At 61.5% G+C, this 13,863-nt stretch carries 9 protein-coding genes; 5 read left to right on the forward strand and 4 right to left on the reverse strand.

Annotation, left to right across the window (positions count from 1 at the left end):
- Positions 1-5: 5 nt before the first annotated feature.
- Both AC0L3X_RS26465 and AC0L3X_RS26470 read right to left on the reverse strand, forming a co-directional pair.
- Complete coding sequence (locus tag AC0L3X_RS26465) at positions 6-434, reverse strand: Ohr family peroxiredoxin (protein ID WP_187388084.1); 429 nt, start codon at positions 432-434, stop codon at positions 6-8.
- Positions 435-450: 16 nt separating this feature from the next.
- A complete protein-coding gene (locus tag AC0L3X_RS26470; protein ID WP_063984212.1) occupies positions 451-1,233 on the reverse strand; it encodes an aspartate/glutamate racemase family protein in 783 nt (260 codons plus the stop codon).
- 619 nt (positions 1,234-1,852) lie between these two features.
- On the opposite strand from AC0L3X_RS26470, the gene AC0L3X_RS26475 reads away from it, so the two are divergent.
- The 5 genes from AC0L3X_RS26475 (at position 1,853) to AC0L3X_RS26495 (ending at position 10,566) form a co-directional block, all read left to right on the forward strand.
- Positions 1,853-3,001, forward strand: coding sequence for an ABC transporter substrate-binding protein (locus tag AC0L3X_RS26475; protein ID WP_063984213.1), 1,149 nt, complete (start codon positions 1,853-1,855; stop codon positions 2,999-3,001).
- A gap of 43 nt (positions 3,002-3,044) precedes the next feature.
- Positions 3,045-4,088, forward strand: a complete 1,044-nt coding sequence (locus AC0L3X_RS26480; RefSeq protein WP_014496274.1) for a branched-chain amino acid ABC transporter permease — start codon at positions 3,045-3,047, stop codon at positions 4,086-4,088.
- Complete coding sequence (locus tag AC0L3X_RS26485) at positions 4,085-5,854, forward strand: branched-chain amino acid ABC transporter ATP-binding protein/permease (RefSeq protein ID WP_354132305.1); 1,770 nt, start codon at positions 4,085-4,087, stop codon at positions 5,852-5,854. Before AC0L3X_RS26480 ends, AC0L3X_RS26485 begins: the two co-directional genes overlap by 4 nt.
- The gene (locus tag AC0L3X_RS26490) at positions 5,851-6,564 is read left to right on the forward strand and encodes an ABC transporter ATP-binding protein (protein ID WP_014496276.1); all 714 of its coding nucleotides are present in this window, start codon (positions 5,851-5,853) and stop codon (positions 6,562-6,564) included. Before AC0L3X_RS26485 ends, AC0L3X_RS26490 begins: the two co-directional genes overlap by 4 nt.
- Positions 6,565-7,206: 642 nt before the next feature.
- The gene (locus AC0L3X_RS26495; protein ID WP_063984215.1) at positions 7,207-10,566 is read left to right on the forward strand and encodes an AAA family ATPase; all 3,360 of its coding nucleotides are present in this window, start codon (positions 7,207-7,209) and stop codon (positions 10,564-10,566) included.
- Between the two features lie 63 nt (positions 10,567-10,629).
- On the opposite strand, the gene AC0L3X_RS26500 is transcribed toward AC0L3X_RS26495, so the two are convergent.
- Both AC0L3X_RS26500 and AC0L3X_RS26505 read right to left on the reverse strand, forming a co-directional pair.
- Positions 10,630-11,892, reverse strand: a complete 1,263-nt coding sequence (locus tag AC0L3X_RS26500; protein WP_063984216.1) for a patatin-like phospholipase family protein — start codon at positions 11,890-11,892, stop codon at positions 10,630-10,632.
- Positions 11,893-12,316: 424 nt separating this feature from the next.
- Complete coding sequence (locus tag AC0L3X_RS26505; RefSeq protein WP_063984217.1) at positions 12,317-13,393, reverse strand: hypothetical protein; 1,077 nt, start codon at positions 13,391-13,393, stop codon at positions 12,317-12,319.
- Between the last annotated feature and the right edge of the window lie 470 nt (positions 13,394-13,863).

Consider the following 13,863-nt stretch of genomic DNA (forward strand, 5'->3'; position numbering starts at 1 on the left):
TTGTCTCAGATGACCGTCAGCTTCACGGCAATATTGCCGCGGGTTGCATTCGAATAGGGACAGCGCTCGTGCGCGCCCGCGACGACCTCCTCGGCCACCGACCTCTCGACACCGGGCAGATTGACCTTCAGTTCGACGGCGAGCGCATATCCGATTGGAACCGGACCCATCGCAACCTTCGCGGTCACTGACGGCTCAGCGGATGGGACGACCTTCCGGGTGCGCGCGACGAGCTTGACCGCACCGAGAAAGCACGCGGCGTAGCCGGCCGCAAAGAGCTGTTCGGGGTTGGTGCCTTCGCCCCCGGGACCGCCCAGCGATTTCGGCACGGACAGCGATACCGACAACAGGCCGTCGGCGCTGGCGGCCTTGCCGTCCCGGCCGCCGATCGCCGTCACCTCGGTCTCGTACAGGATCTTTTCGGGAGTCATCATCATTCACTCTCCAGTCCTAGCGGCTGTTGCGAGCAAGCAGTGCGCGGAAATCGTCGCGCGCCTGGGCGCTGGCCCGCTTGAAGCTCGGCCCGCGGCTGGGCTCGGTGCCATTGAGCTGCCGGAGCTGCACCCACATCTCGGCACTTTTCAGCGCCACCGCCGCGCAATTGACCACCGGCGCGTGCCCGACTTTCAGGCCATGCTCCCTTCCGATCAGAAGGCCCGGCAGTACACCGGCGGGGATCACGACGTCGGCGCCGTGCTCGATCAGCGGGCGTGCGCAGGCGACAAAGTCCTTGATCATGCGGGCTTGCGCGGCCTGATCTCCGTCAAAGGCATCGGCGAAATCCGCCGGCTTGCAGCCAAGACCGGTCACGTGGACCACGCGATCGCCGAGGCCATAACGCTCGGCCTGCTCGTAGTGCCAGACTTCGAAGACGGGATCGAGCGTCACAAGGCCGAGTCTCCGGCCGAGCTGAGAGGCCGCGAGCAACGTCGCCTCGCCGGTCCCGATCACGGGAATGTCGAGCGTCGAGCGCAACTCGTAGAGTCCGGGATCCTGGAAATGTCCCATCACGAAGGCGTCGAACCCGCCCTCCTCCGCCGCGATGCCGTTGTCGATCGCCTGGACGGCGCAGCGCAATTCCGCGAGCCGTCCGAACTCCCGGTCGGGCGGCGAAATGCCCTCGACGTGAACTGTCGTGCCCGATGCAGCAATGTTGTTGAGGTATTCCGACAGCCGCGCCATGTAGGGCGCGTTCACGCTCGCATCAACGAAGCTCTGCCAGAAGATGCGCATCGTCCTTCTCCTCAGGCGGTGATCGGAGGATCGGTCGTCGACGGCCGATAAATATATTTCAATCATAAACTAATTCACGCGTCAAATGCGCTCGGCGTCGCCGCCGACGGCGACCGCCACCGCAAGGGAAGCCCGGCCATTTTGTACGCTCGATCGGCACTGAGGCGCCGCACTCTGGCGAAATTGTATGCAACAACATTTTTTCTGACAGAGCCGTGACACGTGTTGACGGCTCCACCAACAATACTTTAGGCTTTAAGTAATTCCTCGCCGGCCAGGGACCGGTGGATGTTGCAGGGCACCGATTTTGAGAGACTCGATCGTGTGGACAGTCGCCGTGCTCGAACAGCCGGCAGCAACAGCATCGCCGGCCGCGCATCGCGGCCGGACAAACGGCCTTTCGTTGCTTCAGGAAATTCCCGCCCGCATCTGCCGATGGGCCTGTCATTCGAGCGGCAACCAGCGCCATGGCCGCTAAGATCCGGCCGAGCAAACCCTCTTCGGTCGCGCCCGGATTTCGGCGCTGCAGCAATGCTTTCAATCGGTTCATTCGTCGTTCGGGGTCCCCGCACGGCAGCTTCGAGGCATTCCTATCCAGCACCAACGGAGGAGAACGCGTATGCGCAAGACTCTGAGCCTACTCGCACTTGTCGCCGGACTCTTCGCAGCGCCGGCTGCGCAGGCCGACATCACCATCGGCTTCGTCACCTCGCTGAGCGGCAACGGCTCGTCGATCGGAATCCCCTATGGGCGCGGCATCAATGCCGCCTATGAATACAGGAAGACCATCAACGGCGAGACCATTCGCCTGATCCAGCTCGACGACGGCTCCGACCCGTCGGCCGCGACCCGCAATGCGCGCAAGCTGGTGGAAGAAGAGAAGGTGGACCTCCTGATCGGCACGGCCACGGCGCCCTCGACTATCGCCATGGCGGCGGTGGCGAGCGAGCTGAAAGTGCCGATGATCGCGGTCTCGCCGATCGGCAAGCTGCCGGATACGCCGGAGCAGTGGGTGGTGTCGGTGCCGCAGCCGGCCTCTCTCCTCGTCAAGATCGTCGCCGACCGCATGAAGCGCGACGGCATGAAGAACATCGGCTATGTCGGCTTCTCTGACGCCTGGGGCGACCTCGTCTACAACGGCGCCAAGGCCGCCGAAGCCGCCGGCGACATCAAGATACAGACCAACGAGCGCTACGCCCGCACCGACACCTCGGTCACCGCGCAGATCCTCAAGGTGATGGCCGCACGTCCTGACGCCGTGCTGGACGGCGGCTCGGGCACGCAAGGCGCGCTGCCGCTCCTCACGCTCGCCGAGCGGGGCTTCAAGGGCAACACCTACGGCACGGTGGCACTCGTCAATCCGGACTTCGTCAACGTCGGCGGCAAGGCGGCCGACGGCATTCAGGTCTCCGCGGGTCCCGTGATCGTCGCCGAGCAGCTTCCCGACGAGCACTTTGCCAAGAAGATCGCGCTGGATTTCCGCAGCGTCTACCAGAAGACCCATAACATCCCGACCACCGACGGCTTCTCCGCCTATTCCTTCGACGCCTGGCTGATTTTCGCCAACGCTGCCGAGCGCGCGCTCAAGACCGCCAAGCCCGGAACGGCGGAATTCCGCACCGCGCTGCGGGACGCGATCCTCAGCACCAAGGAGCTGCCGGGCGTGCATGCCGTCTACAATTTCAAGCCCGGTGCGGTCACCGGTGTCGACGAGCGCTCGCTCGTCGTGGTGCGCCTGACCGGCGGCGCCTGGAAGTACGCGCCATAACCGGATCAATGGCCCCGGCATCACAGGGAGCAACGACGTCTCAATGACGAGCGACATTGCAGCCATTCTCGCGATCGACGGGATCGCCACCGGGGCCGTCTACGCCCTGGTGGCGATCGGGACCGTCCTGATCTTCACGGTGACGCGGGTCATCTTCATTCCCTTCGGCGACATCGCGGCCTTCACCGCGCTGACGTTGGCTGCCCTCGACGCGAAGCGCTTTCCCGGCACGGGAGCGCTGGTCGTGATCCTGGCCTGTCTTGCGACCCTGATCGAGATCATCTCGCTGGTGCGCTCCGGCGAACTCCGGCTGCTGCCCCGCGCGCTGTCCTTCTATCTCCTGCTTCCGCTCGCCGTGGTCGGTGCAGCCTGGCTTGTCATGCGCCTGGACCCGCCGCTTGCCGTCAGGCTCGTGCTGGCGCTGATGCTGATCACGCCGATCTCCCCGCTTCTGGATCGGATCGTCTTCCGTCCCATCGCTGACGGCACCGTGCTGCTGTTGCTGACGGTGTCCGTGGCGCTGCATTTCGCGCTGGTCGGCCTTGGCCTGTTGTTCTTCGGGCCCGAAGGGGTTCGGACCGAGCCGCTGACCTCGCTCTCGACCGAGTTCGCGGGCGTGCTGATCTCGGGCCAGACCATGCTGATCGTGATCGCGGCACTCGTTTTCAGCGGCCTCCTCTACCTCTTCTTCGACTTCACGCTGGTCGGAAAATCGCTGCGCGCCACGGCCGTGAACCGGACCGGCTCCCGGCTGATGGGAATACGCCCCGCCCGCGCCGGCACGATCGCCTATCTGCTGGGGTCGCTGATGGCCGGCGTCTCGGGCATCCTGATCGCTCCGGTGAACACCGTGTTCTACGATTCCGGCTTCCTGATCGGCCTCAAGGCCTTTGTCGGCGCCATCGTCGGCGGCATGACCAGCTATCCCGGTGCGGCGATCGGCGCCGTCGGCGTCGGCATCCTCGAAAGCTTTGCCTCCTTCGAGAGCAGCGCGCTCAAGGACGTCATCGTCTTTTCGCTGCTGATCCCGATCCTGATCTGGCGATCCCTCGCCTCGCTGCATTCCGAGGAGGAGATCGAGGAATGACGCGCCTCCACATTCAGCTTGCCGCCGTCCTCGCCGTGCTGTGTCTCGCGGTGGCTCCCTTCGTGCTCAGTCCGTTCAGCATCACGCTGATGAACTATATCGGCATCTATTCGCTGGTCGCCATCGGTCTTGCACTCCTGACCGGCGTCGGCGGCATCGTGTCGTTCGGTCAGGCGGCGTTCGTGGGCGTCGCCGCCTATGCAACCGCGTGGGTCTCCGCGTTGAACGGGTACTCCCCGTGGCTCGGCCTCGTGTTCGGCGTGGTGCTGACCTGCGGCGTCGCAACCGTTCTCGGCGTCGTCACCCTGCGACTTCAGGGCCATTTCCTGTCGCTCTCGACCGTCGCCTGGGGCCTTGCGATCGGCTTCCTGTTCGGCAATGTCGAGGGGCTCGGCCGCTTCAACGGCATCTCGTCGATCCCGCCGATCAGCTTCGGTTCGATTGCGCTGGTCACGAGCGCCCAGATCTATTTCCTGATCTGGGGCATCGTCGCCGCGGTGCTTTTCCTCGGCTACAACCTGCTGGACTCCCGGCTCGGCCGCGCCATGCGCGTGCTCCGCGGCGGCAATACGCTGGTCGAGAGCCTCGGCATCAACGCTTTCCGCATCAAGCTCGTGACCTTCGTGATCGCGGCCTCCCTCGCCTCGCTCTCCGGCTGGCTCTATGCGCATATGAGCCGCTTCATCAGCCCGGGTCCGTTCGATGCCGGCATGGGCATCGAATATCTGATGATGTCGATGGTCGGCGGCGCCGGCAGCCTGCTCGGCGGCGTCGTGGGGGCCGCGGTCGTCACGCTGCTCAAGAACAGCGTGCAGGATTATCTGCCGCTGATCGCCAAGGGTGCCTCCGGCCAGCTCGAGATCGTCGCCTTCTCCGCACTGTTCATCCTGTTCCTGCAATGGGCCCGGCAGGGCATCGTTCCCTTCGTCGCGCGCTATCTGCCCAAGGCCAGGCGCGAGCGACCTCAACCGGCGCCGCCCCTGCCCCGTCGCGCGCAACCGACGCCCGGGGAGCTGCTTCTGAAAGTGGATGGCGCCGAGCGCCGGTTCGGCGGCCTGGTCGCCGTCAACAATGTCAGCTTCGAAGTCCGCGCCGGCGAAATCCTTGCCGTCATCGGCCCCAACGGCGCCGGCAAGAGCACGATGTTCAACTGCCTGACCGGGGCGCTCCGGGTCAACAAGGGTGAGATCGTCTTTGCGGGACGCCCGATCACGCATGACGCGCAGTCCCGCATCGCCAAGGCCGGCGTCGCCAGGACCTTCCAGCATGTGAAGCTGAGGCCGCGCATGAGCCTTTTGGAAAACGTGATGCTCGGCACCTATGCGCGCACAAGCACCGGCCTGTTAGCCGGCGCCTTCCGCCTCAACGGGCGTGAGGAAGCCAGTACCCGGCACGAGGCGCTGATGCAGCTCGAACGTGTCGGGCTCGGCGACAAGCCGTTCGAGCTCGCGGGCAATCTGCCGCTCGGCAACCAGCGCATTCTGGAGATCGCGCGTGCGCTCGCCGCCGACCCTGCGCTGCTGGTGCTGGACGAGCCCGCCGCCGGCCTTCGCCGCCAGGAGAAGCTGCGGCTCGCGGAGCTGCTCAGGTCGCTGCGGGCAGACCATCTGACCATCCTGATCGTCGAGCATGACATGGAGTTCGTGATGTCGCTGGTCGACCGCATCGTGGTGCTCGATTTCGGCTCAAAACTCTGCGAAGGCGCGCCAGCCGCGATCCGCAGCGACGAACGGGTCCAGGAAGCCTATCTCGGAGGCGTCGCGTGAGCGAGATGCTGTCCATGACGGATGTGACGGTCTGCTACGACAATGTCGAAGCGGTCCGCAACGTGTCGCTGTCGGTCGAGGAAGGTCAGATCGTCACCGTCATCGGCCCGAACGGTGCCGGCAAGACCACGCTGCTGATGGCGGCCATCGGCCTGCTGGCCTCGCGTGGCCGCATGGTCTTCCAGGGTCACGACATCGGCAGGATGTCGGTCGAAGATCGCGTCGAGCGCCGGCTGTGCCTGGTGCCGGAGAAGCGCGAGCTGTTCTCCGACATGACGGTCGCGGACAACCTCCTGCTCGGCTCCTACAGCCTGCGCGACCGCTCGGGCGTCCAGAAGACACTGGACGAGGTCTATGATCGCTTCCCCCGGCTGAAGGAACGGCAGCGCCAGGCGGCAGGCACGCTCTCCGGCGGCGAGCGCCAGATGCTCGCGCTCGGCCGCGCGCTGATGGCCAAGCCGAAACTGCTCATGCTGGACGAGCCGAGCCTCGGCCTCGCGCCGCTGATCGTGCGCGAGATCTTTCGCACCATCGCGTCCCTGCGCGATCTCGGCGTGTCGATCCTGCTGGTCGAGCAGAACGCCCGCGCCGCGCTTGAGACAGCCGACTACGGCTATGTGCTCGAGACCGGCGAGGTCGTGCAGTCAGGTCCGGCCAAGGATCTCATCCACGACCCCCGGCTGATCACGGCCTATCTAGGTGGACACTAGAGCGAGCCGGGATCAGGCCCGGCGAGCCACACAACAAAATATCGAAAAACAACCCCATGCACAGTAGCTGGCGACAGCGATATCAATGGTTTGATACCCAGCAACTGCGGATTTTACGAAATCAACTTGATCCGTCGGGCAAAACAGTGGCACAATGCCATCATCGCTGCCCATGGATAGCCGATGGCTTTCATCGCCAACTCGGACATCCCAGTTACAAGGGGATCAGCAAGCTAAAGCCCGCCCGCGACAATTGGGAACGGTGGAGCACACCATCACCCGATGAAATGGCGTCGCCTGCGCGCCCACATCTTGGGCGACAGCAAAGGCTAATCAATGATGCTCTAGTCGGCGCGATAAATCGAACATCAGTTGCGCTCCATCTTGAATCCGCATTTTGGCACAAAGTGCATATTACGTCCGGCCTCGCCGAAGACCGCTATTGGCTCATGGCAGACCTATCGTGGCCGTCTGCTTGATGTCGGCTTTTGACCCAACTGCGACATCGCTTGGCAGCATCCAGTTTTCGCCGGAGCCCTTTCAATTGGGCGAGAGGTCCGGCGATCTGCGCTTCCGGCGATAGATGCGCCTTCGCTGGCTATTCCAATGTGCTATTCTTATCGCATAGGCCATAGGTATCCCATGACAGGTACTGCAGAGTGGCTCGCATCGATCGGTTTGGGGGAGTACGCCCAGCGTTTCGCCGAGAACGCCATCGATTTCTCGGTCGTTAGCGATCTCACGGAGCAGGACCTCAAGGACCTTGGCGTCCTGCTTGGGCACCGGCGCAAAATTCTGCGCGCAATTGCAGAACTCAAGAGTGAAGTCCTCGTATCAGTCCGAACGGCCGCCAAACCGGCGCCGCGGGACAGCGCCGAGCGGCGCCAACTGACGGTCATGTTTTGCGATCTGGTGGACTCGTCGGCACTTGCGGCCCGACTGGATCCAGAGGACTTGCGCTCGGTAATCGGTGCCTATCACGACTGCATCGCGGGTGTCATCGCCCGGAATGAGGGCGTCATCGCGCGGTACATGGGGGATGGCGTGCTTGCCTATTTCGGCTATCCCCAGGCCCACGAGGACGATGCCGAGCAGGCGACACGCGCGGGGCTGACACTGGTCGATGCCGTGGCCAACCTCCAGACAGATATCGGTACGAGGCTACAGGTCCGCGTTGGCATCGCCACCGGAATGGTCGTCGTGGGTGATCTGACCGGCGAAGGCGCCGCCAAGGAGCACGCGGTCATTGGTGAGACACCGAACCTGGCCGCTCGCCTGCAGCAGTTCGCCGAGCCCGGCATGGTGCTGATTTCCGAGAGCACACACCAGCTCACCGATGGACATTTCGAGTACCGCGATCTCGGCCCTGTCGCGCTCAAAGGATGGGCGGAACCAATACCTGCCTGGCAGGTGCTCGGGATCAGTGGAGCGGAAAGCCGCTTCGAGGCGCAGCACAAGACGCGGTTGACATCGCTAATCGGGCGTGACGAGGAGATCGAGCTGCTGTTGCGGCGCTGGCGGCATGCCGCGTCAGGCGAAGGCTGCGTCGTGGTTCTAACTGGAGAGCCGGGTATCGGTAAGTCGCATATCGCGCTGGCGCTTCAAGAGCGGCTCCAGGCCGAACCACACATTACGGTACGGCACTTCTGCTCGGCGCACCACGCCAACAGTGCGCTGTATCCATTCATCGTCAACCTCGAACGTGCCGCCCGGTTCGAGCGAGGCGAGACGCCGACGGAGAAGTTTGCCAAGCTTGAAGCTCTGCTCTTGCGGTTTGGCGCCGATGCAGACCGCGTGGTGCCGGCCCTGGCCAATCTTCTGTCGCTTCCGCTCTGCGACCGCTATCGCCTTCCCGAAATGACTCCGCAGACCCGCAAGGACATGACGCTGGCGGCGTTCCTGGCCCAGCTCGAAGCATTGGCGGCGCGTCAGCCGGTGTTCGTGATATTCGAGGATGCCCATTGGGCGGATCCGACGTCGCTGGAACTGCTCGCGGTTACACTGGAAAAGCTGCCGCGGCTTCGCGTACTGCTGCTGATCACGGCGAGACCGGAGTTCGCCCCGCCCTGGCCTGGTCATGCCCATGTGACGACGATCTCGCTCACGCGGCTCAGCCGGCGCAACGGGGCGGCATTGGTCGAGCGCGTCACCGCCGGCAAGACGCTCCCCGAGGAGGTCATGCACCAAATCCTCGCCCGTACCGATGGCGTACCCTTGTTCGTCGAGGAACTGACGAAGGCCGTGCTCGAAACCGGGCTGTTGCAGGAGCGGGACGACCATTACACGCTCAGCCGTCCGCTACCATCGATGGCGATTCCGACGACGTTGAGCGCATCGCTGATGGCCAGGCTCGACCGATTGGCTCCGGTGAAATACGTGGCTCAGATCGGCGCCGTCGTGGGGCGCGAGTTCTCCTACGAACTGCTGAGCGCCGTTGCCGAGTTGCCAAGGCAGACGCTGGAGGAGGCGCTTGCCCAGCTTGTCAGGGCGGAGCTGATATTCTGCCGGGGCGAGATACCCCGGGCGGTCTATACTTTCAAGCATGCGCTGGTACGCGACGCTGCCGAATCCGGACTTCTGAAGAGCCGACGCGCGACGCTGCACGCCACCATCGCGGACGTGTTCGAGCAACAGTTCCCGGAAATCGTGGAGGCTCAACCCGAGACTCTCGCGCTCCACCTCACGGAGGCGGGACTGTTCGAAAAGGCAGGAGAATATTGGCTTCAGGCGGGAAGGAAGGCGGCCATGCGCTCCGCCAACCTCGAAGCTATCGCACACCTGCGGAAGGGCATCGAGGTGTTGGCCCATTTGGCCGACGGTGCCCGGAAGGACAGACGAGAGCTTGATTTCCAGTTCGCGCTGGGACCATGCCTGATCGCTACCCAGGGACCGGCATCGCCACATGCGGTGGCGATCTTCGCTCGCGCGCGCGAGCTGTGCCAGCGCCTCGAAGACCCCCCCGAGCAACTACAGATCATGTTCTGGTTGACCACCGCGAGCGTCATTCGTGGTGAGTTGCCGGTCGCCGAGGAAATGATCTCGGCGCTGCTCGAACTCGCGGAGGCGCGCGGCGATCGACCAACGTTGCTCAACGCGATGCGTGGACAAGGCATGATTCGACTTTTCATGGGACATCTCGAAGGAGCCCACGAAGTGATCGTACGGGCCTTCGAAGCGTTCGAGGCAAGCAACGAGCAGGACAGATTGGCGGCGCGTGCCGCCGGCCAGGATGCGGGCGTGGCCGACCTTGCCCTGATGTCATGGGTGCTCTGGCTGCTGGGCCGCCCCGATACCGCGCTCGCACGACTGGATACCGCCATTCGGCGTGCCGACGCCATTGGTCATCCGCATTCGCAGGCCTATGGATGTTACTATGCGTCCATTCTCCACGCTCTTCGGGGCGAGTTCCTGACTGCGCACGGCTATGCGGAACGCTGTCTTGCCTTGTCGGAGGAGCACGGATTCCGGCAATGGAGAGGATTGGCGCGCGCCGTTCGGGGGATAAGTGCCAACTTTCTTGATCCTTCGTCCGCCGCGCTCGCGGAAATCCAGGGTGCGATGAACGAATATCGCAACGCGGGCTATCAGCTCGGCATCACGGCCCTATACGTGCTCCTGAGCCCGGCCCTATTGTCGAGCCGTCAGCGCGAAGCCACGCTCGAGCTGATCGAACAGGGCCTTGCAACAACCAGCCGCAATAGCGAGCGGATATTTGAGGCCGAACTGTATCGACTGAAGGCGCGCGTGCTGCTCTTCGATGACGTACCGGGAGCCGGCACCGAGGCGCAATCACTGTTCGAGCGCGCATTGACAACTGCAAGAAGCCAACACGCCAAGGCCCTTGAACTTCGAGTTGCAGTAGACCTTGGCGCTTTATGGATCGACCAGGGCAGACGCAAGGACGCGCTCAATCTGCTCGCGCCCATCTACGCCGGGTTCGCCGAGGGTTTTGAAACGCAGGATCTAAAGCAAGCGAAGGCACTGCTCGATCGACTGCAGTAATTTTGCCCGGATCACAGATATTGGAGTCTGGTTCAGCGGTCGCAGAGCTACTTGCCTTTGGCACTAGGCATCCGCTCGCTCTTGGCATTTACGATACGTATCTTTCACCTTTTGCCATCCCTCCTTGTCGTTCTTCTCTGGATGCTCATTTATGAAGTGTGGCCCATCATGCGGGTCGAGGTCTGCATGTGCGTGATACCTCTTGATTGCTTGTTCCGCAGCAGCTCTTCCCAACACTCGCCCGTTATAGAGGTTGCTGTGATTCCATTTGAAATTGATGTGCCCCGGCACCTGGATCTCGACGATTATGCCTTCCCATTTGGGTTCGTCGTACTGCACGTGATATTTGAAGATCCTGACGTCATCTTCGCCAACGGTCGCTGCGAATAATTGGCAAAGATTCGCCAGGGCATCATGAAGGTCTTTCGGTTTGCGGACCTGCTTCGAATCGACGATCCTGCTCACCCATATTTCGTCCAGATCACGGTGCTCCTCGAGCAAGCTCTCGAAGTTGACCGTGTCGATCAGCGCTCCTTCGCAGTACGTAACTCCGTCGATCTCAACTGTTTCTTCGATGAAGGGAAGAGCTGAGCACGCACATAGGCTGGACGCGCTAATTGGCCCTTTGTACTCTTTCTTGTCGGCTTGCTGGATCATTGGTCTGTTGGAAAACAACGCGAGCTTATGGTCATCAAGATTCCAGGCGTTGTGAAATATGACGGGCTTTCCAGGCTCTTTGAGCGCTTCGAACTTTATGCTCTTCATGAACTGGCTATTCGGATAGTTGATCTTGGAGAGGCCAGTGACATGGGACAAGTACATCATTGACGTGAGATAGCGAACGAAGGGATTGGGTGCCAGGACCTGATTAAGGATCCATCTGTTGATGTCTCCGTCGTCCGGGATCGTGAACTTCTGTTGAGGGAACCAGAGCGACATAGAATCCCTGAAGGCATTCACCATGGTCGATGGGTCCCATAAATGCAGATAGTTCTTGGGATCCATGACGAAGCTGGTCAGAGCCCTGCTCATGCTTCCTGCCCAATCCGGACCAAACACGGTGTTTATGGGGAAGCGCTTATAGCCTTCGTCGTCTCGAAACACGCCATTCTTGAAGAATTGATAGGTCTTTTCCGCCCTGGCTTTGTTTTCAACTCCATCAAACTGATTGTAGACGATCCCAACCCAGGCGCCGATGCAGGACAAAGCCCACACCTCAAACTCTATATCTGCGTTGGCAAGGGCTTCCAGAACCCCGATGTGCAATCCTGCTGCCGGACCGCCTCCGCCGAGCGCAATCGCTCTCTTTACCATCAGATCCTCCATCTGATTTTTCGTGTGGCTTATTCTCCAATCAACTTTCTGAATTGCGTGAAGAATTGGTCATTCTTGGGCTCTCGGCCGCACAGAATGCCATCGAACCAAATCTGACAGTTCATAGAGCCAGCATTGCGAAATACGATACGTGCGACGGAGCGGTGGACGTCGATATTCGATCTCGAATCTGCTGATCCCACTGGCGCACGAAGAGCCTGCTTAGCCTATCGCGGTCTGAACCGTCCATTTGTGAACCACTTCACGTACGATACTTATAGCCGCCCATGGCCGCGGACCTGTTGTCCAATCGCGACTTCCGTTATTGGCCCAAAGCGGACGCTTTGTAGTCTTTGCTCAGATGTCGGCTTGTGACCCGGAACGGACATATCGAAATCAAAACAGACCGAAACGGACGAGAAGCACCGCGACTCAACTACGGGAGTCCTTTTGTCACCGTAAAGGGATTGAACCCACGTTCCGCGAGGGCAGCCCACGAAGCTGCGCCAAGATGTGACAATCGGAAATAGAGCCGCGGTTTGGTCGGATCGGTGTCCAACACGAACCCGGTCGGCAACTCGCGGGCAGTTGTGGCATAGAACCCACCATCCGGCGACCTCTGGGATTCGACTACAGCGATCAACGAGTCTGCCCTCCCAGTCCTGCCGAGCAATTTCATCAAGAGAGCCATTTGGCCCGTTCCTTCGGTCCACACACCGTCTCGGTCTTCACCGTAAGAAAAGCCCTCATCGACACTCATTCGCTGTTCGGCGGTCGTAATTGCCGATGCAAATTTCTCGACCGCTCCGTGGAGCGCTATTAAAGGCCAGACCTGAGCATCGAGAGCCAAAATCGGATTGTGCGTGACACCGTCTTCAGCGGTACCTGCGGCGAAACAGGCGCATGCCGGATCCCACATCGTATTTACGAAGTACTCAGCGACCGTTGCCTTATCGCGCCAGCGCGAATCCCCTGTACGGATCGCAAGAAGGCCAAACGCGGCGGCGAGGTCAGTATTATGTTCAGTCGATTTCCACGTCCGCACTTCCGGCGTCGGTTCGTGCCCAAACGTACCACCCGTGAAACCGCCAGTACCGCGCGTATCGGCCCATTGCGCGACCCAGGCGCCAAGCCGTGCTGCACCATCGCGGGACCGAGAGCCGGCGTTCACATCATCAAGCGACAGCAACGCCAACATGGCCCATGCCATGTTACCAACATCGCTGCCCACCTGATATCGATCCTCTAACCATTTGTTCTGAGTATTGTCCCACCACCCCGGAAGTTTGACGGGGCCATTCCCCACCACGCCCGCGGCGTAAGCGTTCCGGAGCCGTCCATCATGCCAGGTGCGGTCGTTGTCGATGGCCCAGAGAAGCGCCGAGCCAATCCGATACGCTTTGTCTTGCTCACCGCAACCGACCAACGCGATGGCGGCTACCGCATTGTCATAGAGGTAGGCGGCGCCATGCAGAGGCCCCGATTCGACGGTCGGATAGCTGGGCAGGAACAACGGCCCTGATGGCGGTGCCTTATCAATTAGACCAGCGAGGTATCCGCACGCTGACGTTTTTGGTGCTGTTGAGGCTTGCAGTGGAGCGGAGGCCATCATGATTGCGAAAGTCGCGACGATCCAAGTCTGAAGGCAGAGTCCGCGACAACGGTAGAAGCAATAAGTGATTGGTGCCGGTAGCATTTCGCTGCCTCTCGTGTCTTTTCAACCAAGATAGACTTTAGGACATCGGGAAGAATGCCGGTCAGGATCGAGAAAAAATGTGCCTTCGTCTTCAATGGCAGCTTATGGCACTTTTCGGACCTGCGGCGGCAGTGTTCCGATGTCCACTGTTGAGGGGCGATCTCAACTGATCGACGCAACACTTTATCTTAGAGGAAAAGATGGAGTGTTGGATGGAACGGAGATTTCATAGAGGTTTCACTGCGGCAGAAAAGACGGAGTTATGGGACCGGTGGAAGCGCGGGGAG

This window comes from Bradyrhizobium sp. MI1.7 (assembly GCF_055811795.1).

Coding starts and splice junctions, on each gene's coding strand:
- AC0L3X_RS26465 (WP_187388084.1), bottom strand. CDS start 434: ATGATGACTCCCGAAAAGATCCTGTACGAGACCGAGGTGACGGCGATC.
- AC0L3X_RS26475 (WP_063984213.1), top strand. CDS start 1,853: ATGCGCAAGACTCTGAGCCTACTCGCACTTGTCGCCGGACTCTTCGCA.
- AC0L3X_RS26480 (WP_014496274.1), top strand. CDS start 3,045: ATGACGAGCGACATTGCAGCCATTCTCGCGATCGACGGGATCGCCACC.
- AC0L3X_RS26485 (WP_354132305.1), top strand. CDS start 4,085: ATGACGCGCCTCCACATTCAGCTTGCCGCCGTCCTCGCCGTGCTGTGT.
- AC0L3X_RS26500 (WP_063984216.1), bottom strand. CDS start 11,892: ATGGAGGATCTGATGGTAAAGAGAGCGATTGCGCTCGGCGGAGGCGGT.
- AC0L3X_RS26470 (WP_063984212.1), bottom strand. CDS start 1,233: ATGCGCATCTTCTGGCAGAGCTTCGTTGATGCGAGCGTGAACGCGCCC.
- AC0L3X_RS26495 (WP_063984215.1), top strand. CDS start 7,207: ATGACAGGTACTGCAGAGTGGCTCGCATCGATCGGTTTGGGGGAGTAC.